At 64.6% G+C, this 21,190-nt stretch carries 24 protein-coding genes; 6 read left to right on the forward strand and 18 right to left on the reverse strand.

Annotation, left to right across the window (positions count from 1 at the left end; genetic code table 11):
- Positions 1-135 precede the first annotated feature (135 nt).
- The 3 genes from DFR45_RS12960 to DFR45_RS12970 all read left to right on the forward strand — a co-directional run bounded on the left by DFR45_RS12960 (position 136) and on the right by DFR45_RS12970 (position 2,733).
- Positions 136-756 carry a chromate transporter gene (locus tag DFR45_RS12960; RefSeq protein WP_114484171.1) on the forward strand — a complete coding sequence of 207 codons (621 nt, stop codon included), beginning with the start codon at positions 136-138 and terminating at the stop codon, positions 754-756.
- Positions 753-1,349 (forward strand): chromate transporter, encoded by a 597-nt coding sequence (locus DFR45_RS12965; protein ID WP_114484172.1) that lies wholly within the window; start codon positions 753-755, stop codon positions 1,347-1,349. Before DFR45_RS12960 ends, DFR45_RS12965 begins: the two co-directional genes overlap by 4 nt.
- Before the next feature lie 415 nt (positions 1,350-1,764).
- Positions 1,765-2,733 carry an aldo/keto reductase gene (locus DFR45_RS12970; RefSeq protein ID WP_114484173.1) on the forward strand — a complete coding sequence of 323 codons (969 nt, stop codon included), beginning with the start codon at positions 1,765-1,767 and terminating at the stop codon, positions 2,731-2,733.
- Positions 2,734-2,802: 69 nt separating this feature from the next.
- On the opposite strand, the gene rlmB is transcribed toward DFR45_RS12970, so the two are convergent.
- The 5 genes from rlmB to DFR45_RS12995 all read right to left on the reverse strand — a co-directional run bounded on the left by rlmB (position 2,803) and on the right by DFR45_RS12995 (position 8,242).
- Positions 2,803-3,555 carry a 23S rRNA (guanosine(2251)-2'-O)-methyltransferase RlmB gene (gene rlmB / locus DFR45_RS12975; protein ID WP_114484174.1) on the reverse strand — a complete coding sequence of 251 codons (753 nt, stop codon included), beginning with the start codon at positions 3,553-3,555 and terminating at the stop codon, positions 2,803-2,805.
- A gap of 7 nt (positions 3,556-3,562) precedes the next feature.
- On the reverse strand, positions 3,563-4,801 hold the full coding sequence (bioF, locus tag DFR45_RS12980) for an 8-amino-7-oxononanoate synthase (RefSeq protein WP_114484206.1): 1,239 nt from the start codon (positions 4,799-4,801) through the stop codon (positions 3,563-3,565).
- A gap of 102 nt (positions 4,802-4,903) precedes the next feature.
- The gene (gene bioD / locus DFR45_RS12985; protein ID WP_114484207.1) at positions 4,904-5,602 is read right to left on the reverse strand and encodes a dethiobiotin synthase; all 699 of its coding nucleotides are present in this window, start codon (positions 5,600-5,602) and stop codon (positions 4,904-4,906) included.
- Between the two features lie 32 nt (positions 5,603-5,634).
- Positions 5,635-7,014: an adenosylmethionine--8-amino-7-oxononanoate transaminase gene (bioA, locus tag DFR45_RS12990; RefSeq protein WP_114484175.1), complete on the reverse strand. Its 1,380-nt coding sequence runs from the start codon at positions 7,012-7,014 to the stop codon at positions 5,635-5,637.
- 85 nt (positions 7,015-7,099) lie between these two features.
- Entirely contained in the window at positions 7,100-8,242 is a 1,143-nt protein-coding gene (locus DFR45_RS12995; protein WP_114484176.1) for a S1C family serine protease, read from the reverse strand.
- Between the two features lie 332 nt (positions 8,243-8,574).
- Between DFR45_RS12995 and DFR45_RS13000 the strand changes: the two genes are divergently transcribed.
- A complete protein-coding gene (locus DFR45_RS13000; protein ID WP_241659460.1) occupies positions 8,575-8,946 on the forward strand; it encodes a potassium channel family protein in 372 nt (123 codons plus the stop codon).
- A gap of 592 nt (positions 8,947-9,538) precedes the next feature.
- Here DFR45_RS13000 and DFR45_RS13010 read toward each other — a convergent pair.
- The 6 genes from DFR45_RS13010 to rpsP form a co-directional block, all read right to left on the reverse strand.
- A complete protein-coding gene (locus DFR45_RS13010) occupies positions 9,539-10,525 on the reverse strand; it encodes a CobD/CbiB family protein (RefSeq protein WP_114484179.1) in 987 nt (328 codons plus the stop codon).
- 60 nt (positions 10,526-10,585) lie between these two features.
- Positions 10,586-11,302 (reverse strand): CoA pyrophosphatase, encoded by a 717-nt coding sequence (locus tag DFR45_RS13015; protein WP_114484180.1) that lies wholly within the window; start codon positions 11,300-11,302, stop codon positions 10,586-10,588.
- Between the two features lie 84 nt (positions 11,303-11,386).
- Entirely contained in the window at positions 11,387-11,776 is a 390-nt protein-coding gene (rplS, locus tag DFR45_RS13020) for a 50S ribosomal protein L19 (protein WP_114484181.1), read from the reverse strand.
- A 153-nt stretch (positions 11,777-11,929) separates the two neighbouring features.
- The gene (trmD, locus tag DFR45_RS13025) at positions 11,930-12,712 is read right to left on the reverse strand and encodes a tRNA (guanosine(37)-N1)-methyltransferase TrmD (protein WP_114484182.1); all 783 of its coding nucleotides are present in this window, start codon (positions 12,710-12,712) and stop codon (positions 11,930-11,932) included.
- Positions 12,713-12,743: 31 nt separating this feature from the next.
- Positions 12,744-13,313, reverse strand: coding sequence for a ribosome maturation factor RimM (rimM, locus tag DFR45_RS13030; protein ID WP_114484183.1), 570 nt, complete (start codon positions 13,311-13,313; stop codon positions 12,744-12,746).
- Positions 13,314-13,400: 87 nt separating this feature from the next.
- Positions 13,401-13,655 carry a 30S ribosomal protein S16 gene (rpsP, locus tag DFR45_RS13035; RefSeq protein WP_114484184.1) on the reverse strand — a complete coding sequence of 85 codons (255 nt, stop codon included), beginning with the start codon at positions 13,653-13,655 and terminating at the stop codon, positions 13,401-13,403.
- A 222-nt stretch (positions 13,656-13,877) separates the two neighbouring features.
- Between rpsP and DFR45_RS13040 the strand changes: the two genes are divergently transcribed.
- Positions 13,878-14,399 (forward strand): GNAT family N-acetyltransferase, encoded by a 522-nt coding sequence (locus tag DFR45_RS13040; RefSeq protein WP_114484185.1) that lies wholly within the window; start codon positions 13,878-13,880, stop codon positions 14,397-14,399.
- Between the two features lie 9 nt (positions 14,400-14,408).
- Positions 14,409-14,876 carry an NINE protein gene (locus DFR45_RS13045; protein WP_114484186.1) on the forward strand — a complete coding sequence of 156 codons (468 nt, stop codon included), beginning with the start codon at positions 14,409-14,411 and terminating at the stop codon, positions 14,874-14,876.
- Positions 14,877-14,949: 73 nt separating this feature from the next.
- On the opposite strand, the gene DFR45_RS13050 is transcribed toward DFR45_RS13045, so the two are convergent.
- The 7 genes from DFR45_RS13050 to DFR45_RS13080 form a co-directional block, all read right to left on the reverse strand.
- Positions 14,950-15,960, reverse strand: coding sequence for an inorganic phosphate transporter (locus tag DFR45_RS13050; protein ID WP_114484187.1), 1,011 nt, complete (start codon positions 15,958-15,960; stop codon positions 14,950-14,952).
- A 22-nt stretch (positions 15,961-15,982) separates the two neighbouring features.
- Positions 15,983-16,630, reverse strand: coding sequence for a DUF47 domain-containing protein (locus DFR45_RS13055; RefSeq protein WP_114484188.1), 648 nt, complete (start codon positions 16,628-16,630; stop codon positions 15,983-15,985).
- Positions 16,631-16,943: 313 nt separating this feature from the next.
- A complete protein-coding gene (locus DFR45_RS13060) occupies positions 16,944-17,306 on the reverse strand; it encodes a DMT family protein (RefSeq protein ID WP_114484189.1) in 363 nt (120 codons plus the stop codon).
- 13 nt (positions 17,307-17,319) lie between these two features.
- Positions 17,320-18,045: an ABC transporter ATP-binding protein gene (locus DFR45_RS13065; protein ID WP_114484190.1), complete on the reverse strand. Its 726-nt coding sequence runs from the start codon at positions 18,043-18,045 to the stop codon at positions 17,320-17,322.
- 2 nt (positions 18,046-18,047) lie between these two features.
- Entirely contained in the window at positions 18,048-18,833 is a 786-nt protein-coding gene (locus tag DFR45_RS13070) for an ABC transporter ATP-binding protein (RefSeq protein ID WP_114484191.1), read from the reverse strand.
- Positions 18,834-18,866: 33 nt separating this feature from the next.
- Positions 18,867-19,946 carry an ABC transporter permease subunit gene (locus tag DFR45_RS13075; RefSeq protein ID WP_114484192.1) on the reverse strand — a complete coding sequence of 360 codons (1,080 nt, stop codon included), beginning with the start codon at positions 19,944-19,946 and terminating at the stop codon, positions 18,867-18,869.
- A gap of 10 nt (positions 19,947-19,956) precedes the next feature.
- Complete coding sequence (locus DFR45_RS13080) at positions 19,957-20,886, reverse strand: branched-chain amino acid ABC transporter permease (protein ID WP_114484193.1); 930 nt, start codon at positions 20,884-20,886, stop codon at positions 19,957-19,959.
- Positions 20,887-21,190: the final 304 nt, after the last annotated feature.

The raw sequence follows: 21,190 nt of genomic DNA on the forward strand, positions 1-21,190 counted from the left end.
CCGCAGCCCTCCATCGGCTGCCGCCGCAGCTTACCATTCGCAGGCGCATGCGGTGTATGGGCTTTCGAAAGTATATTTTTGATAGCTGCTTGCGCTTGATATTCCTGGGCAAGCGGCTTATTTCATTACCAATCCATGGATTCTCCTTCGCTTTCCATGACGGCACCTGCGCGTCCGCGCAACCCTGCCGATTTGTTCTGGTCCTTCACCTGGCTGGCCCTGCAAGGTTTTGGCGGTGTGGTGGCCGTGGTGCAGCGCCAACTGGTCGAGAAAAAGCGCTGGCTCAGCGCCGAGGAGTTCGTTGAAAGCTGGGCCGTGGCGCAGATCATGCCGGGGCCCAACGTGGTGAACCTCGCGCTCATGGTGGGCGACCGCTATTTCGGGCTGCGCGGTGCACTCGCGGCGCTGGCGGGCATGCTGCTGTTTCCGCTGCTGCTCGTACTGGTGCTGGCCGTGCTCTACGCGCACTTTGCCACGCACCCCGCCGTCGCTGGCGCGCTGCGCGGCATGGGCGCCGTGTCGGCAGGGCTGATCGCGGGCACGGGGCTCAAGCTCGCGCGCAGCTTGCGCACGCACCCGCTGGGCCCGTGGTGGTGCGGGCTGTTCGTGGCGGCCACCTTCGTCGCCATGACCTGGCTGCATTGGCCGCTCGCCTGGCTGCTGCCCACGCTCGGCGGCCTGGCCTGCGTGCTCACCTGGCGCAAGCTGCCGCAAGTGCAAGCGCCGGAAGAAGCGCAAGCGAAAGTGCTGCCATGAGCGCCCCGCTGTTGCACCTGCAGCCGGCCGACTGGCTGCAGCTTTTTCTCTACTACGCCTCGGTGTCGCTGCTCGCCGTGGGCGGCGCGATCGGCACGGCGCCCGACATGCACCGTTTTCTGGTCGTGCGCCAAGGCTGGCTCAGCGACGCGCAGTTCAGCGCCTCGATCGCGATCGCGCAGGCCGCACCGGGGCCGAATCTGCTGTTCATCGCCCTGCTCGGCTGGAACGTGGGCCTGAACGCGGGCGGCGCCGGTGCGCAGCGCTGGGCCCTGGCCACCTTGGGCATGCTGCTTGCCATGCTCGGCACGCTGCTGCCCAGCACCACGCTGACCTGGTTGGCCACGCGCTGGGCGCAGCGCAACCGCACGCGACGCAGCGTGCGCGCTTTCAAGCAGGGGCTCGCACCGGTGGTGATCGGGCTGCTGCTCGCGACGACCTGGCTGCTCAGCAGCGCGCACGGCACCGTCACCCGCGCCTGGCCGCTGTGGCTGCTGACTGCGCTGGCCACGCTGCTCGTGTGGCGCACACGGTTGCACCTGCTGTGGCTGCTGGGCGCGGGCGCTTTGCTCGGCGCGCTGGGCTGGGTTTGAGCAAGGTCTATGCACGCCAGTCGCATCTGCTGCAACAATGTGCGGCTACGCTAGTGCAGTGTTTGATGCTTGATGCGACAAAAATAAAACCGATGGATTTTTGGTCTGGGCAAGACGCAAACCACAGCGATACCGGGCGGTATCGCGAGGATTTGCAACGCGGCCCAGGCCGAAAAGACGCGGTTTTATGTCGCAGATAGCGTCGAACACTGCACTAGCAGCCTGTCGGACTTTGGAATCGTCGGCTGCGAATGCGCCGCAACGGCCCATTTTTTACCGGCTTCTTGCCCCATAGTCCCGCTATGGGGCGGCGAATCCGGCAAAAACTGGTCTCGCCGGGGCGCCTTCTCGCTATCGACGCCCAAAGTCCGACAGGCTGCTAGCGCACCATAGTTTTCACTCCAAGGAGATCGCCATGACCACACCCCCTTTGCGCCCGCTGGGTCGCTCCGGCCTGCAAGTTTCGCCGCTGTGCTTCGGCGGCAACGTGTTTGGCTGGACGGCCGACGAAGCCACCTCGTTCTCGCTGCTCGACGCCTGGGTCGATGCGGGCTTCAACTTCGTCGATACCGCAGACATGTATTCAAGCTGGGTGCCGGGGCACCAGGGCGGTGAGTCCGAGACCATCATCGGCAAGTGGCTGCGCAAAAGCGGCAAACGCGACCGCATCGTGCTCGCGACCAAGGTCGGGAAGGAGATGGGTCCGGGCAAAAAAGGCCTGCGTCCCGCGTACATTCGCGCCGCCGTCGAAGATTCGCTGCGCCGCCTGCAGACCGACTACATCGACCTGTACCAATCGCACGAGGACGACCCCGACACACCGCTGGCCGAAACGCTCGAAGCCTTTGCCGCGCTCATCAAAGAGGGCAAGGTGCGCGCAATCGGTGCCTCGAACTACAGCGCGCCGCGCTTAGCCGAAGCGCTCGAGACCAGCGTCGCGCTGGGCCTGCCGCGCTACGAAAGCCTGCAGCCGCTGTACAACCTCTACGATCGCGCGGTGTTCGAAGACGAACTACGCCCGATCTGCCTCGCCCATGAAATCGGCGTGATCAACTACTACGCGCTCGCCTCGGGCTTTCTGAGCGGCAAGTACCGCAGTGCCGAAGACGCCGGCAAAAGTCCGCGCGGCGCGGGCATCGTGGCGCAGTACCTGAACCCGCGCGGTCTGCGCATCCTGGCCACGCTCGACGAAGTGGCCGAACGCTACCAGGCCACGCCCGCCCAGGTCGCGCTGGCCTGGCAGATGGCACAGCCGGCCATCACGGCGCCGATCGTGAGTGCGACCTCGGTCGCCCAGTTGCAGGAATTGGTGGGCGCCACGCAGCTGCAACTCGACCCCGACGCGCTCGAAGAGCTGACGCTGGACAGCGCCGAAGGGGTGTGAGTCCATGGGCACTCGGCTTTGCCGCAGCGCCCTCATCTGCACTTCACCGCGCAGCGGGAAATCTAAGCCTCAGCTTGCCGAGCGCTGGCGCAGCGCCTCGTACAGGCACACGCCGCTCGCGACCGAGACGTTGAGGCTCTCGACCGCGCCGCGCATGGGAATGTGCACGAGCGCATCGCAGGTCTTGCGTGTGAGCTGGCGCATGCCCTGCCCTTCGGCGCCCAGCACCAGCGCCGTGGGGCCGCGCAGGTCGGCCTGGTAGAGCGACTGCGGCGCGTCGTCGCTCGTGCCCAGCACCCAGATTGCGCGCTCCTTGAGCTCGCCCAGCGTGCGCGCGAGGTTGGTGACCATGAAATACGGCACGGTCTCGGCCGCGCCGCTGGCGACCTTGGCCACGGTGGCGTTGATGCCCACGGCGTGGTCTTTGGGCGCGATCACGGCGTGCGCGCCCGCACCATCGGCCACGCGCAGGCAGGCGCCGAGGTTGTGCGGATCGGTCACGCCGTCGAGCACGAGCAACAGCGGCGGCGCGCCGCCCGCGGCTTCGAGGCCGTCGAGCAGATCGTCGAGCGAGCGCGCCTGCGCCAGCGGCTGCACGCGCGCCGCCACGCCCTGGTGCCCTTGCGTGCCCGCGAGCCGCGCGATGCGCAAACCGTCGGCCTCGATCAGCCGCACGCCGGCGGCACGCGCGCGCTCCAGAAACTGGCGCATGCGCGCATCGCGGCGCGTGGGCTCGTAATACACCTCGACGATGGACTCGGGCGCGGTCTTGAGGCGCACGCCCACGGCGTGGAAGCCGAACAGGACTTTGGGGCTGGACATGGGGGGATTATCGGCGGCGCGCAATCTCAGAGAGCGCATCGACCAGCCGCTGCACGTCGTGCGCCGTGTGCGCGGCCGAGAGCGCGATGCGCAGGCGCGCGGTGCCTGCAGGCACGGTGGGCGGGCGGATCGCGGGCACCCACAGGCCTTGCTGGCGCAGGCTTTCCATGGCGGCCAGGGCGCGCGCGTTGTCGCCGATCACGAGCGCCTGCACGGGCGTGCGCGAATCGAGCAGGCGCCAGCCCGTGGCGGCGTTGCACAGCGGCAGCAGCCCGGCGCGCAGCTGCGCCACGCGCGCCTGCAGCTGCGCGCGCAGCGCGTCGCCCTGTTCGATCAGGTGCACGCTGGTGCGCAAGGCGTTGGCCAGCAGCGCGGGCGCGGCGGTGGCAAAGGTGTAGGTGCGCGCTTTTTGCAGCAGCCATTCGATCAGCGTCGCATCACCGGCCACAAAGGCGCCGGCCACGCCCGCGGCCTTGCTCAGCGTGGCCATGTAGAGCACGCGGCGTGCCGCCTGCGCGCCCGTGAGCCCGGCCTCGGCCAGGCTGCCGCGCCCCTGCGGCCCGAGCACGCCGAAGCCGTGCGCATCATCGAGCAGCAGCAGCGCGTCGTAGCGCTCGCACAGCGCCAGCAGCGCGCGGATGTCGGCCACGTCGCCGTCCATGCTGAACACCGCGTCGCTGATGACGAGCTTGCGCCGCTGCGTGCTTTGCGCCAGCGCTTGCTCGAGCGCCACGAGGTCGGCATGCGCGTAGCGGTGGATCTGCGCGCCCGACAGGCGTGCGCCGTCGATCAGGCAGGCATGGTTGAGCGCGTCGGAAAACAAGGCGTCGCCGGGGCCGACGAGCGCCGGGATGATGCCGGTGTTGGTGGCATAGCCGGCGTAGAAATAGAGCGCGCGCGGCAGCTGCACGAACTCCGCGAGCGCTTGCTCGAGCGCGGCGTTGGCCACGCTGTGGCCACTGACCATGGGCGAGCCGCCCGCGCCCACGCCGTACGTCCAGCTCGCATCGCGCGCGGCCTGCGCGAGCGCGGGGTGCGTGGCCAGGCCCAGGTAATCGTTGCTGCAAAAGGCGAGCATGAGCGCACCATCGACCCACAGCTGCGCGCCCTGCCCGGGCATGGTGACGCGGCGCTGACGGCGCAGCTGCGCGCGTTCGATCTCGGCCAGGCGCGCGGGGATTTCATCGAGCCACGAAGTGGGCGTAGAGGCTTCACCCGCAGCGAGCGGGGTTGGGGAAAGAGACATGGAATTTTGGCTTTTTTGCTTCTCAAAGTGTAGCTGCTTGCGCTTATCGGATAAGCGCAAGCAACGTTTTTAGGAGAAAGGTTTTTGCTATTTAAAAGATAGTCAACGGCGCAGCCATTCCGGCGGCAGCGCGAGCTCTACGGCAGCGCTTAGCGGCTGCGTCAGGTAGCCTATGCGGCCCAGCAGGGGCGCGCCCAGGTGGCGGCGCAGGTAGGCGACGTTGTCTTCGACGGCGGCCATGTCAGGGTCGATCTGGTTTGCCACCCAGCCGGCGAGCGGCAGGCCGCGCGCGCGGATCGCCTGCGCCGTGAGTAGCGCGTGGTTCAGACAACCCAGGCGCAGTCCAACGACGAGCACCACGGGAATGGCGAGCGCCTGCGCCAGGTCGGCGATGGTGCAGTCTTCGGCCAGCGGCACCAAAAAACCGCCCGCTCCTTCCACGACCACGGCGTCGGCATGCTCGCACAGCGCCTCGTAGCGGGCCTGCAGCGCGGGCACGCTGATGCGCACGCCCGCGCGCTCTGCGGCCAGGTGCGGCGAGAGCGGATCGGGCAGCAGCACGGGGTTGTCGAGCGCAGGCGGCACGGCCACGGTGGAGGCGGCGCGCAGCTGCAGCGCGTCTTCGCTTGCCGGGCCTTGCGGCGTATGAATAGTGCCGGCGGCCACGGGCTTCATGCCGACCACGCGCGGGTAGTGGCGCGCGAGCGCGCGCAGCAGCGCCGCGCTGACCAGCGACTTGCCCACGCCGGTGTCGGTGCCGGTGACGAAACAGGCGAACGCGGGTGACGGAATCAATTGCATGCGATGTGCCGCGGCCGTGTGCGTAGCGCCGTTCATGCCTGCCCCTCCTCGGCCAGCGTGGCTTCGAGCGCACCGAGCGCGCCGCGCGCGAGCCAGTCGATCGCCTCCTCGTCCATCACGTAGGGCGGCATGATGTAGAGCGCGTGCCCAATGGGGCGCAGCAGCACGCCGTGCGCGAGCGCGTGGTGGTGCAGGCGCTGGCTGAAGTCGGGCAGGCGCGTTTGCACGTCCCAGGCCCAGATCATGCCCTGGTGCCGTGCATGACGCACGCGCGGATGGTCGGAGAGCGGCGCGAGCGCCGTGCTGATCTGCTGCGCGAGCGTCTGGTTGCGTGCGATCGCCTGGGTCTGTGCAAAAAGCTCCAGCGTCGCGAGCGCCGCGCGGCATGCGAGCGGATTGCCGGTGTAGGAGTGCGAATGCAAGAAGCCACGCGCCACTTCATCGTCGTAAAACGCCTCATAGACCGTGTCGGTCGTGAGCACCACCGACAGCGGCAGCGTGCCGCCCGTGATCCCCTTGGAGAGGCATAGAAAATCCGGCCGTATGCCCGCCTGCTGGTGCGCGAACAGGCTGCCCGTGCGCCCGAAGCCCGTGGCGATCTCATCGACCACCAGGTGCACCTCGTAGCGGTCGCACAGCGCGCGCGCCTCGCGCAGGTACAGCGGGTCGTACATCGCCATGCCGGCAGCGCACTGCACCAGCGGCTCGAGGATCAGCGCGGCGGTTTCGGCATGGTGCGCCGCAAGCCAGGCCTCGAGCGTGCGCGCGCAGCGCTGCGCCACGTCGGCGGCGCTCTCGCCGGGCTGCGCCTGGCGCGCGTCGGGGCTGGGCACGGTGGCACCCAGGCGCACCAGCGGGGCGTAGGCGGTGCGGAAGATGTCGATGTCGGTCACGGCCAGCGCGCCCACGGTTTCGCCATGGTAGCCGCCCGCAAGGCCGACGAAGCGGCATTTTTCGGGCCGGCCGGCGTTGCGCCAGTAGTGCGCGCTCATCTTGAGTGCGATCTCGGTCGCCGAGGCGCCGTCGCTGCCGTAAAAGGCGTGCCCCAGCCCGGTCAGCTCGTGCAGGCGCTGCGACAGCTCCACCACGGGCGCGTGCGTGAAGCCCGCGAGCATCACGTGGTCGAGCTGCGCAAGCTGCTCGCGCAGCGCCGCCTGGATGTGCGGATGGCTGTGCCCGAACAGGTTGACCCACCACGAGCTCAGCGCGTCCAGGATGCGCCGGCCCTGGTAGTCATAAAGCCACACACCGGCGGCGCGCGCGATCGACACCAGCGGCACCGCACGCGGGCCTGCGTGCTGCTTCATCTGCGTGCAGGGGTGCCAGACGTACTGCAGGCTGCGCTGCGCCAAGGCGTCGTGCGGATCGGGGAACGAAGGGGTGGTAGGAGTTGCAGCAGAAAAAGAGGGCATGCGGTCGAAACTTGGCGAAAAACGAAGCAATGCGCAGTGTAAAACCCGGGCCGTCCGGGCGCGTACTACGGCCCAGCCAGGGCAACTACTGGGCCACGCGGGGGATGCGCGGGCGCACGGCCGGAACGACCTTGAGCTCCAGCGTAGCATCACCGCGCTGCAGCGTGAAAGTGCTGGGCGTGCCCGGTTTGAGCGCTGCAACCGTGGTGAGCAATTCTGAGACATTGGCCACCGGCTTGCCGTCGATTTGCAAAATCACATCCCCTGGCCGCAGACCTGCACGCGCTGCCGGCCCGCCTTGCAACACCCCGGTGATGAGCACGCCGCGGTCGGCCTTGACGCCAAAAGTCTGGGCCAGTTCTGGCGAAAGCTCATTGGGCTCCACACCGATCCAGCCACGCGTTACCTGGCCATCTTTGATGATGCCCTCCAACACTTGCTTTGCGGTCGCCACCGGAATGGCAAAGCCAATGCCCATGCTGCCGCCAGAGCGCGAATAAATGGCCGTGTTGATGCCCACGAGGTTACCCTGCACGTCGATCAGCGCTCCACCCGAATTGCCCGGGTTGATTGCAGCGTCGGTCTGGATGAAGTTCTCGAACGTATTGATGCCGAGCTGGCTACGCCCCAAGGCGCTCACGATACCGCCGGTGACGGTCTGGCCGACGCCAAAAGGGTTGCCTATGGCCAGCACTTGATCTCCCACGTCCAGGCTGTCGGAGTTGCCCAAGATGATCACAGGAAGTTTTTCGAGATCGATCTTGAGTACGGCAAGGTCGGTGTCGGGGTCCGTCCCCACGACGCGCGCGCGGCTGCGGCGCCCGTCCATGAGCGAGACGTCGATTTCGTCCGCGCCTTCGACGACGTGGTTATTGGTGAGGATGTAGCCCGTCGGACTGACGATGACGCCGCTGCCCAAACCGATTTGCGTTTGGTTCGGAACATCACCAAAGAAAAACCGGAACCAGGGATCATTGATGCGCGGAATGCGCACCTCTTTGCTCGTGGTGATGCTCACCACGGCCGGCAGCGCCTTGTGCACCGCGACACGAAAACTCCCGGGCGGAACCACAGAACCGCTAGTAGCTGGCGCCTCGAACAACGCCACGCCGGCTCTGGGGTACCAGGGAGATTGCCGCACCCAGTCTGGCTGCAAAGTGGCGACCACGAAATACAGCGCGACGCCTACCGTCACGGTTTGGGCAAACAACAGCCAGAAACGTTTCATCGTTGAAGTTCCAAAAACATAGTGACTCGACTTACTCGGGATTCGGCAAGGCGTTCGCGCCATGGCCACACGCCTCGCGGCATCCTTGTTGACGCAAGTCCAGCGCGCATGTGGCGTGGCTATTGTCGCTTAGCGCGGCAACGGCTGCGACATTGACACGACTCACGCAAATCGGGGTGAGGCAAGGCGCTCGCCCCATGGCAAAACACTCTACGGCATCCTTGTTTGCGTAAGTCCAGATTGATAATGGCGCTGGCATCCTGCATGCGCGTCCAAGCCCGAACATGAAACGACCAACCCCATCCAAACGAATCCACCTGGCCCGGCAGGGCGTGCTCTATTCGCTGATTTTGTGTTCACTGATCCTGGGCTTGGGTGGCGTCGGCTTTTGGGCGCTCGACCCCCAGATCGAAACCTTTTCCGACGGTTTGTGGCTGGCCTTCACCACGGCGGCCACCGTGGGTTATGGCGACTTGGTGCCGAGCACCCATTTTTCGCGGATGTTCGCTGTCATCGTCGTGCTGCTCGGTTTGGCTGTGTTGTCGATCGCCACCGCCTCGCTCGCAGCGATCTTTGTCGAGAAAGATGTGGAGGTCGAAGAAAACCAGCTGGAAAACGACTTGATGCTGGAACTCATACGGCTGCGCGAGGATGTACGCATGCTGCGCACCGAGGTACGCGCACTGCGCGATCGCATCGAATGAGGCCGAGCAGCTTGCGCATCAATCACGGTCGCGGCCATGGCCACGACCGTGATTGCCTCCGCGATCATCCCGCCATCCCCCCTCATGCGGATTCCCACGCGGCCCATGGCCCTCATGGCGATGAGCAGGAGGAGGTGGCGGGCCGTATGCGGGGGCAGGTCGACGCGGCGGCTCCTTCACGAAATACACGGGTTGGTTGCACGCGTTGTAGCGATGACAATAACGACTCCAATTCTTCACGTGGCCTGGAGGCACGTAGAGGTAGATGGGCGAGCGCGGCACCATGACAGCTGGCCGCTCGACAATCACTGGCTGCGGATAGATCAGCGCAGGCGGCGGCCCGTTGCCGATATCGATGCGGCCATAGACACCCGGTGACAGCTCGCCGCCGACGGTCGCGTTGATATACGTCTGTGCGTGGGCACCATGGGCCATTGTCAGCGCCGCCAAAGCCAAAGCGCCCGCCCATACACGGTCCCCCAAAAATCCAAGCTTCACGATATTCCTCCCGAAAAGTGATGGCCGCCGTTTGTAGCAAATCAGGTACGCACAGAAGCCCCATGGCGCATAAAAGACGTAACTTTGTGTGCCATCAGCCGAGCAAACGCGCCAAAGTCAGCAAAGCCAGCAGCAGCAGCCAGACGACCACCGAGCGCCAGACCAGCCCGACCACGCTGCGCAAATGGCCAAGTTCAGCCTCACGACCCGGCGTGCTATCGCTGTCTCCTCGTTCAACATCGACTTCGAAGTCCTCCAGCGACGGCGCTTCGGCGCGGGACTTGAGCGCAGCGCCACCCAGCCGCACGTCGATCGCCCCTGCCGTGGCTGCCAGGATCACGCCGTCGTTGTCGTTCGGGAAACGCTGCGCGTAAAAACGCCAGCCCTCAATGGCCTGCTCGAAGTCACCCACCACGGCGAAACTGAGCGCCGTCAAGCGCGCCGGCAGCCAATCGATGAACGCCCATGCCTGCATCGCCGCGCGTTGCAGCGCTTCACTGGCCGGCTGAATGAGGCGCACCCCTTTGTGGCACCAAAAACGTGCCACGAATTCGGCCATGCGGTAGAGCACGGCCCCCGCAGGCCCGAGACCGAGAGCCGCCAGGATGGAATAACAGGCGAGCACGCCAAACACGTGGCGGTGCGCGGCCAGCACGGAGTATTCGATCACGTGGCGCACGATTTCGCTGCGCGGCAAATCACCGACATCGACCTGCTGCCACTGCGCCAGACGTGCGCGCGCCATGTCTTCGTCGCCTTCCTCCAGAGCGTCACGAATGCGCGTGAAATGGTGGCTGAACTGGCGAAACCCCAGCGTGACGTAGAGCACGGCCACGTTCCACAGCACCGCCACGGGCCAGCCCACCCACTTGAGCAGCAGCCAGTGCACGAGCAGCGCCAGCAATGCAGGCGGCAATACCGTAAGGCTCCACACCACCCAGCCATGATGGGCTTTGCCGGCGTCGAAATTGCGGCCCACGGCCAAGACCCAGGCGCGCAGCGCGGCATGGATGGGGTTGTTGCGGGCCAGCGGGCGCGCCTGCTCGATCAGCAAGGCCAGCAAAATGGCGAAAAAGCTCATGGGCCGGAATCATACTGAGGTCGGATGAGCGTCCGGCGCATGTCCAGCGCAGGCCGTGTTTCAGGCCATCAGAAAGCGGTAAAAATTGCGCAGCATGCCCGCCGTGGCGCCCCAAATGTAATAGCTTTTGCTTCCATATTCATAGGGCATGGAGAACCATTCACGCCGGATTCCGCCCAATTCGTACACATGGCGCCTGTGGTGCGCCGGATTCAACAAAAATGCCAGGGGCACCTCGAAAACTTCGGCCACCTCGTGCGGGTTGGGCTGCAGCTGGCGAGGTGGCTGCACCAACCCCACCACGGGCGAGACGGCAAAGGCCGAACCCGTGACATAGGTCGGCAGCAAACCCAGCACTTCGACGATGTCGGGCGGCAGCCCCACCTCTTCCTGCGCCTCGCGCAGGGCGGTGTGCACGAGCGAGGCATCTTCGGGATCGACGCGCCCGCCCGGAAAAGCCACCTGTCCCGAATGCGAAGACAGGTGCGGCGTGCGTTGCGTGAGCAACACCGTGGGTTCCTCGCGCAAGACGATGGGCAGCAGCACCGCGGCCTGCGCCAGCGGCCGGTTGGTGAACACCGGCTCCTGCGCCACCTCGGGTGTCCATTGCGGCGGTTTGGCAAAGCGCGCACGCAGCGCCTCGGGCGTCTGCAGCTGCGCGGGCACGGCAGGCAGGTGGGCGTCGATACCGGCAATGGGAACCTGGCGCGGATCAAAACCGGGCTGGGTCAAGGAAGGCGCGCGCGCGGTGGAAGGAGATGAGTCGGAAGAAGTCACGTCAAAGAGTCAATGAGCCGCGGCACAAACAAAAAGCCGCTACAGCACCCACTGTAGCGGCTTGTTTGCAATCGCGCCTGCGGCTTATACAGCGGCTGCAGCGTTGGCCGTGGCTTTGCGCGCGGGCAACTTTTCCTTGATGCGGGCCGACTTGCCGCTGCGCTCGCGCAGGTAGTAGAGCTTGGCACGGCGCACGTCGCCGCGGCGCTTGACTTCGATGCTCGCGATCAGCGGGCTGTAGGTCTGGAAGGTGCGCTCCACACCTTCGCCGCTGGAGATTTTGCGCACCGTGAAGCCGCTGTTGAGCCCGCGGTTGCGCTTGGCGATGACCACGCCTTCGTAGGCCTGCACGCGCTTGCGCGTGCCTTCGACCACGTTGACGTTCACGACCACGGTGTCGCCGGGGCCGAACTCGGGGATGTTTTTGTTGAGGCGGGCGATTTCTTCCGCTTCGAGGATTTGGATCAGGTTCATGTGTGCCACCCAAGGATCATGTCCGCGCCACAAGCGGCTGTGTCGGGATTGACGTTTCAAAGTTTTGCAAGAGGAATCAGATCATTTTGCCGCAGCATTGCCGCAAAATTCCTGCTCGCAAAACGGCCGGACAGAGGATCGAAAAGCCCATCATTATAGCAAGTCAGCTGCGTTTTCTTGCTGATTTTTTGCCAGAACGGCCTCGTCCGCGGCACTCAGGCGTCCGGCTGCGCGCGCTGCAGCGATCAGGTCGGGGCGGTGTCTGGCCGTGAGGCTCAGGCGCTGGGTGCGCCGCCAGCGCTCGATCTCGGCATGGTGGCCCGACAGCAGCACGGCGGGCACGGTGCGGCCGGCCCATGCTTCGGGACGGGTGTAGTGCGGGCAGTCGAGCAGCCCGTCGAGCGCCTGGCTGAAGCTGTCGCATTCATGGCTTTGCGCATCGTGCAGCACGCCGGGCTGCAGACGCGCCACGGCGTCGAGCAGCGCCATGGCGGCGATCTCGCCCCCCGAGAGCACGAAGTCGCCCAGGCTGATCTGCACATCGACGTGCGCGTCGATGAAGCGCTGGTCTATGCCCTCGTAGCGGCCGCACAACAGGATGGCGCCACTGCTGGCCGCCCAGTGCTCGACCTGCGCCTGGTTCAATGGCTTGCCTATGGGTGAAAACAGCACAACGGGCGCCCGTGCGCCTTCCTCTTCATGGCGCGCCGCGCGGATCGCGGCTAGGCAGCGCGCGAGCGGCTCGGCCAGCATCACCATACCCGGCCCGCCGCCGAAGGGCCTGTCGTCGACGCGCCGGTACATGCCCTCGGCGTAGTCGCGCGGGTTCCATAGCTGCACCTGCACCTGGCCACTCGCGTAGGCGCGGCGCGTCACGCCGCTGGCCAAAAAAGGCGCGAACAGTTCGGGGAACAGGGTGATGATGTCGAAGCGCATAGGGCACTCTGGCAACGCTGCCCGATGCTTTTCAATAATCGGGCTGCCAATCGACGAAGATGCGCCGCGCAGCAAGATCGACCCGATCGACGTAGGCCGCAACGAAAGGGATCATGCGCTCGTGCGCTTTGCCCTCTTGCTGGTAGCTCAGCACGAGCACGGTTTGAGGGCCTGTGGAGAGCAGTTCGCGCACTTCGCCCAGCCCCACGCCTTCACGGTTGACCACGGCCAGGCCGAGCAGATCGACCCAGTAGTATTCGTCGGCGCCGGTGCTCGGGAAGCTCGAGCGCGGCACGAAGATGCGCGCGCCGCGCAGGGCTTGGGCCGCGTCGCGATCGGGGATGTCCTGCGCCCAGGCAACGATGGTGTCCGCGTGCTCCTTGGCCTCGCGAATGCGTAACAGGCGCGTGCCCTCGAACCCGCGCACGCCGCGCTCTGCGGGTTGCAGGTACCAGCGTTTGGACGAAAACAAGGCTTCTGGCATGGCGCTGTAGGGCAGCACCTTGAACCAGCCCTTCACGCCCCAAGCGTCCGCGATACGACCGACTTCCACGGCGTCGGCGGGCAAGTCAACCAGATCGAGCGACAAGGCGGCGGACATGAGGAGCGAAACCCCAGGAAAAAGAAAAAACGGGCCCGTCAGCGCCTGCCGACGAAACCCGTTGCATGTGCAGAAGTCGAACGACCTTCAAGCAGCCTGCTGCTTGGCCGCTTGCTTGATCAGGCGCTCGACTGTGGGCGACGCCTGCGCGCCCACGCTCTTCCAGTACGCCAGACGGTCCTGGGCGATGCGCAGACCTTCTTCGCCATCCTTGGCTACGGGGTTGTAGAAACCCAGGCGCTCGATGAAGCGACCGTCACGGCGCACGCGCTTGTCGGCGACGATGATGTTGAAGAACGGACGGCCCTTGGAGCCGCCGCGGGAGAGTCGAATGACGACCATGTTGATTTATCCTCGGGTACAAAAGCTCGCGCAAGGGCAACAGTCCATGTGCGGCAAGCCTCGGTATATGCTGCCATAGACCACAGCGGCCGAAAGCAGCGATTGCGCAGCGTTGAGACACGCGGCATGACCACCCGGCCAGCCACACGCTGCAAAACCTTTGATTATATCGAGCGATACACACAATTTTGCAACCCTTCTTTTCCCCAACCCTGGCATTCCATGCATTCCATTCGCGCCTGCTTTCCCGACGACATGGCCGCTGTTACGGCCATTTATGCCCACCATGTGCTGCACGGCACGGGCACCTTCGAAATCGATCCGCCCGACGCCTGCGAAATGCTGCGGCGCCACGCCGAGGTACAAGCCCGCGGGCTGCCCTGGCTGGTCGCGGAAAAAGAGGGGCAAATCCTGGGTTTTGCCTACGCCAACTGGTTCAAACCGCGCCCGGCTTACCGCTATTGCTGCGAGGACTCGATCTACCTTGCAGACGCGGCACGCGGCCAAGGGCTGGGGCGCGCACTGCTCGCGGCGCTGGTGGCGCAATGCGAAGCCCGCGGCGTGCGCAAGCTGCTCGCGGTGATCGGCGACTCGGCCAATGCGGGCTCGATTGGCGTGCACCGGGCGCTGGGCTTCACCGACGTCGGGATCGTGCGCTCGGCCGGCTGGAAGTTTGGCGCCTGGCGCGACATCGTGCTCATGGAAAAGCCCCTGGGCGATGGCGACCGCAGTTCGCCGGAATAATCGCGCACCATGACCACACAAGCACCCAAAACCAAGAACAAAACCCTTGCCGCCTGGCTCGCCTTCGTGGGCGGGCCGCTGGGGCTGCACCGCTTTTACCTGCACGGCCTGGGCGACTGGCTCGGCTGGCTGCTGCCCATTCCCACGGCGCTCGGGCTCTATGGCATAGAGCGCGTACAGCAGCTGGGGCAGGACGACGTGCTGAGCTGGCTGCTGATCCCGCTGCTGGGCTTCACGATCGCGGGCTGCGCGCTGCGCGCCATCCTGTACGGACTCATGACGCCCGAAAAGTGGAATGCGCGCTTCAACCCCCAGGCCGCGCCCGACGCTGCGCCGGGACGCACCAACTGGTTCACGATCTTCGCGATTGCGGGCGCGCTGATGGTGGGCACGGCGGTGCTCATGGCGAGCATCGCGTTCAGCTTTCAGCGTTATTTCGAGTACCAGATCGAAGAGGCGCGCCGCATTTCGCAGTGAGCTCGGAAATACCAATGAAAAGTGGCTGTAGTGCTCATCCATCAAGCGCTATCAGCTACCAACAAAATAGCAATCAATAAAGCTGCAAACTCAGCCAGTATGCGATCGCTGCGACGAAGGCGCTCGCCGGGATGGTCAATATCCACGCCCAGATGATGTTGCCTGCCACGCCCCAGCGCACCGCGCTCGCGCGTTGCGTCGAGCCCACGCCGACGATGGCACCCGTGATGGTGTGCGTGGTCGAAACCGGAATACCGAGCGCGGTAGCCAGAAACAGCGTCAACGCCCCGCCCGTCTCTGCACAAAAGCCACCCACGGGCTTGAGTTTGGTGATGCGCTGACCCATGGTCTTGACGATACGCCAGCCACCGAACATGGTGCCCAGACCTATGGCCAGGTAACAACTCACGATCACCCAGGTAGGCGGCGCCGCATCGCCGGCAGAAGCATAGCCCGTGGATATCAACAGCAGCCAGATCATGCCCATGGTTTTTTGCGCGTCGTTGCCGCCGTGCCCGAGGCTGTAGGCCCCCGCCGACAGCAGCTGCAGGCGCCGAAACCAGTGATCGATGCGGCTCGGGCGCATGCGGCGGAAAACCCAGGCGACCAGCACCATCATGAGCGAGCCGAGCAAAAAGCCCAGCAGCGGCGAGACGAAGATGAACAGCACCGTCTTGAGGATGCCCGCCCCGATCAACGCGCCCGCGCCGGTCTTGGCGATCACCGCGCCGACGATGCCGCCGATGAGCGCGTGCGAGGAACTGCTCGGGATGCCGTACAGCCAGGTGACGACGTTCCACGCGATCGCCCCCACGAGGGCGCCGAACACCACGTGGGTATCGACCACCCCGGGCTGCACGATGCCCTTGCCAATCGTGGCGGCCACGCTCAGGTGGAACACGAACACCGCCACCACGTTGAAAAACGCCGCGAACAGCACCGCCTGCGCGGGCTTGAGCACGCCGGTGGACACGACCGTGGCGATCGAATTGGCGGCGTCGTGAAACCCGTTCATGAAATCGAACAGGATCGCGAGCGCGACCAGCAGCACCACCACCCAAAGGGCCGTAGAGACGGTTTGCATGCGCCTTGGCTCCCTGCCCTGCTCAGGAGTTTTCGAGGACGATGCCCTCGATGATGTTGGCCACGTCTTCGCACTTGTCGGTGATGGTTTCGAGCAGCTCGTAGATGGCCTTGAGCTTGATCACCTCGCGCACGTCGGGCTCCTCACGGAACAGTTTGCTCATGGCGGCGCGCATCACGCGGTCGGCGTCGCTTTCGAGGCGGTCGATTTCTTCGCAGGTCTTGAGTGCGGCCTCGGCCACGGCGGGCTCGGCGATTTTTTCGAGCAGGTGCACGGCGTCGCGCAGGCGCTCGCAGCACTTGACGCTCAAATCGGTAAGGCGCGAAATCTCGACCGTCATGTGGTGCACGTCATAAAGTGCCATGGTCTCGGCCGAGTCCTGGATCAGGTCGGCCACGTCGTCCATGGTGTTGATGAGCGAGTGGATCTGCTCGCGGTCTATGGGCGTGATGAAGGTCTTGTGGATGCTTTTGTTGACCTCGTGCGTCACGCGATCCGCAGCGCGCTCGGCGTTATCGACATCCTGGTTGTATTTTTCACGCAGGTGCAGGTCGTTGTAATGTGCGACCAACTGGGCGAAGGCGTGCGCGGCCTCGACGATGCGCTCGGCATGTTGGTCGAACATCTGAAAAAAATTGCCTTCGCGTGGCAACAGCTTGCCAAACAGCATGGGCGGGACTCCTGTGGGGATGCGTAGATTTCGCGAGCCCAAGCCGGGCTGGCGAAGGTGAAAGTTTGTGACGTTTTCGTGACGCGCGAGTTTAACCGCGCAGCTGGCTCGGAAAAATCGGGCTGCCAGGAGCCTGTCGGACTTTGGGCGTCGATAGCGAGAAGGTGCCCCGGCGAGGCCAGTTTTTGCCGGATTCGCAGCCCCATAGTGGGATAACTATGGAGCAAGAAGCCGGTAAAAAATGGGCCGCTGCGGCGCATTCGCAGCCGACGATTCCAAAGTTCGACAGGCTCCTGGAGCCCCGCCGTCGGCGTCAAGCGCCGCGAAAAACGAAATACACCGCACCGACCATGCAAAGCGCCGCCCACAGGTAGTCCCAGCGCAACGGCTGGCCGAGGTAGAACACCGCAAACGGCATGAACACCGTGAGCGTGATGACCTCTTGCAAGATCTTGAGCTGGCCCACGTCGAAGCGCGTGAAGCCGATGCGGTTCGCCGGCACCTGCAGCAGGTACTCGAACAAGGCGATGCCCCAGCTCACGAGTGCTGCCACGTACCAAGGTGCAGACGCAAGGTTCTTGAGGTGCCCGTACCATGCAAAGGTCATGAAGACATTGCTCGCTACGAGCAACAGAACGGTTTGCAAGGGAACGGGCAGAGACTGCAAGAAATGCATCACTGGCAATGCATCACTGGCCTAGATACGCCGCGCGCACTCGCGCGTCGTTGAGCAGCTCCTGCCCCGGGCCGCTCATGGTGATGAGTCCCGAGTCCATGACGTAACCGCGATCGGCCAGCGCGAGTGCGCGGCTCGCGTTTTGTTCGACGAGCAAGATCGTCACGCCGAGCGCATACACGTCGCGCACGACTTCGAAAATCTTGTCCACCATGATGGGCGACAGGCCCATCGAGGGCTCGTCGAGCAGCAGCAGTTTGGGCTGGCTCATGAGCGCGCGCGCCATTGCGAGCATCTGCTGCTCGCCGCCCGACATCGTTCCCGCGAGCTGATCCTTGCGCTCGCGCAGGCGCGGAAAGATGCCGAACATGCGCTCGATGTCAGCCTTGATGCCAGCCTTGTCCTTGCGTGTGTAGGCGCCCATCTGCAGGTTTTCGACGATGGTCATGCGCGCGAACACGCCGCGCCCTTCCGGCACCATGACCAGGCCTTTGTGCACCAAGTCCCAGGCACCCTTGCCGCGGATGCTCTCACCAAGATAGCGGATTTCACCGTCGAAAGGCAGGGTTCCCGTGACGGCCTTCATGGTGGTGGTCTTGCCCGCGCCGTTGGAGCCGATCAGCGTCACCAGCTCGCCCGCACGCACTTCCAGGTCCACGCCCTTGACGGCTTCGATGCCGCCGTAGGCGACTTTCAGCCCTTGCACTTGCAACAGGATTTCGTTCGATGGTTGGGCCATGCTCAATGTCCTCCGGTGCCCAAATAGGCGGCTATCACTTTTTCATCCTTTTGCACCGTGTCGGGCGTGCCTTCGGCGATCTGCTTGCCATAGTCGAGCACCGTGACGCGGTCGCACAGGCCCATCACGAGCTTCACGTCGTGCTCGATCAGCAAGATCGTGCGGTTGTCCTTGCGAATGCGGTCTATGAGTGCGCGCAGTTGCAGCTTTTCGGTCGCATTCATGCCCGCGGCGGGCTCGTCGAGCGCGATGAGCTGTGGATCGGTGGCAAGTGCGCGCGCGATCTCCAGGCGCCGCTGGTCGCCGTAGCTCAGCGTGCGCGCCTTGAAGCTGGCGAGCTGCCCTATGCCCACGTAGTCGAGCAATTCCTGCGCGCGCCGCGCGATCGCGGCCTCTTCTTCCTTGAAGCGCTTGGTGCGCAGCACTGCGCCGAGCAGTCCCGAGCGCGTGCGCACGTGGCGCCCGACCATGACGTTTTCGAGCGCGGTCATGTCGGCAAAGAGGCGGATGTTTTGAAAGGTGCGCGCGATACCGGCCTTGGCGACCTCGTGCACTGCCGTGGGTTCGTAGGGCTTGCCAGCGAGCTCGAAGCTGCCGCTGTCGGGGGTGTAGAGCCCGGTGATCACGTTGAAGAACGTGGTCTTGCCGGCGCCGTTGGGGCCGATCAGGCCATACACCTGGCCACGGTAAATGGTGATGCCCACGTCCGAGAGCGCCTGCAAGCCGCCAAAGCGCTTGGATACGCCCGTGACTTTCAGCACCACGTCGTTCGATGTTGGTTCCGTCATAGGGAGATTCTCTTGTGCGATCGGGGTGCTGAATCAGGTTTTGTGCAACAGGCTCTTGCCATGCTCGGGCGCGGGCCACAGGCCGCGCGGACGCAGCAGCATGACGATGATCATGGCCAGCGCGATGAGCAGCTGGCGCAAGATCGCCGAATCCAGGCGTCCGTCGGTCATGCCTTGCAGCGGCCCCGCCACGTAGCGCAACACCTCTGGCAGAGCCGACAGCAGCACGGCGCCCAGTACCACGCCCGGGATGTGTCCGATGCCGCCGAGCACCACCATGGCGACGATCATCACCGACTCCATCAGGCTGAACGACTCGGGCGAAACGAAGCCCTGAAAGCCCGCGAACATCACACCCGCCACGCCCCCGAACGACGCGCCCATGCCAAAAGCCAGCAGCTTCATGTTGCGCGTATTGATACCCATGGCCTTGGCGGCGATCTCGTCCTCGCGGATGGCCATCCAGGCGCGGCCTATGCGCGAATCCTGCAGGCGGTAACTCACGAACACGCTGAACACCACGAGCACGAGAAACAGGTAGTAGTAGAGCGTGACCGAGGCGATGTCGAAGCCAAACAACTCCAGGCGCTTACCCAGGTTCAGGCCGAAGAGCTGGATCGAATCGATCTGGCCCACGCCCTTGGGGCCGTTGGTGAGGTTGATGGGGTGATCGAGGTTGTTCAGGAAGATGCGGATGATCTCGCCAAAGCCCAGCGTCACGATGGCCAGGTAGTCACCGCGCAGTTTCAACGTGGGCGCGCCCAGCAGCACGCCAAACAGCGCCGCCACCAGCGCCGCGAGCGGCACCACGAACCAGGCCGAGAAATGCAGGCCATTGGGGAACAGCGCTGCGAAAGTGGCGAAGTTGTCGCTGAGCTGCGGCGAGGCAAGAAAGCCGAACAGATAGGCGCCCACGGCATAAAAAGCCACGTAGCCCAAGTCCAGCAGGCCGGCGTAGCCGACCACGATGTTCAGGCCCAGCGCCAGCATGACATAGAGCAGCGCCAGGTCGGCAATGCGCACCCAGGCATTGCCGAAATACTGCAGCACGAAGGGCAGCAGCAGCACGGCGAGGGTGCCGATGATCCATTGTGCGGTTTTGTTGTTTTTCATGGTATGCCTCTCAAGCGCGGTCGGCCACGCGCTCGCCCAGCAGGCCCGAGGGGCGCAGCGTGAGGATGATGATGAGCACGATGAAGGCGAAGATGTCGGCGTAGTTGCTGCCCAGGATGCCGCCCGTGAACGTGCCTATGTAGCCCGAGCCGATGGCCTCGATCAGGCCAAGCAGGATGCCGCCGACCACGGCCCCAGCAAGGTTGCCTATGCCGCCGAACACCGCCGCCGTGAAGGCCTTGAGCCCCGGCAAAAAGCCCATGGTGTGCTGCGCCGTACCGTAGTTGGAGGCGTACATGATGCCCGCGATGGCCGCGAGCACCGCGCCGATGATGAAGGTGGCCGAAATCACCATGTCGGGCTTCACGCCCATGAGCGCCGCCACGCGCGGATTCTCGGCCGTCGCGCGCATGGCGCGGCCCAGCCTGGTGTAGTTCACGAGATACACCATGGCCGCGAGCGCCACCACCGTCACGCCCAGAATCAGTATTTGCATGGAGGTGATCACGGCGCCGCCGAATTCCACCGGTTGCGCGGGCAGCAGCATGGGATAGGGCTTGTAGTTGGGCTTCCAGATAATCATGGCCAGCGTCTGCAGCAAAATGGACATGCCGATGGCCGTGATCAGCGGCGCAAGCCGCGGGCTGTTGCGCAAGGGGCGGTAGGCCACTTTTTCGATCACGAAATTGAGCGCCGCCGCCACGGTGCAGGCGATCAGCGTCGCCAGCAGCAAAATGAGCCAGCCGGGCGCGCCGGGCATGGCCTGCTGCATCCAGCCGATGCAGCTCCAACTGGTGAGCGCGCCCACCATGAGCACCTCGCCATGGGCGAAGTTGATGAGCTGGATGATGCCGTACACCATGGTGTAGCCCAGGGCTATCAAGGCGTACATGCTGCCCAAAACCAGACCGTTGATGATCTGCTGCAGCAAGATGTCCATAAAGAGTCCTTCGTTGGTAACGTGGGGTGGTCCTGCACCAAGCGCGGGATAGGCGCCGGGTTTCGCAAAAAGTAGCAAAAAACCCGCCAGGTTAGTGCAGTGTTTGATGCTGGATGCGACCAATAAAACCGATGGATTTTTGGTCTGGGCAAGGCGCAAACCGCAGCGATACCGGGTGGTATCGCGAGGATTTGCAACGCGGCCCGGGCCGAAAAGACGCGGTTTTATGTCGCAGATAGCGTCGAACACTGCACTACGATGCTGTGCGGGTTTCGGGTGGGTGCGATTGTAGTCAGAGCGGCCG

The sequence above is a fragment of the Extensimonas vulgaris genome (genome assembly GCF_003337425.1).
Lineage (GTDB): Bacteria > Pseudomonadota > Gammaproteobacteria > Burkholderiales > Burkholderiaceae_C > Extensimonas > Extensimonas vulgaris.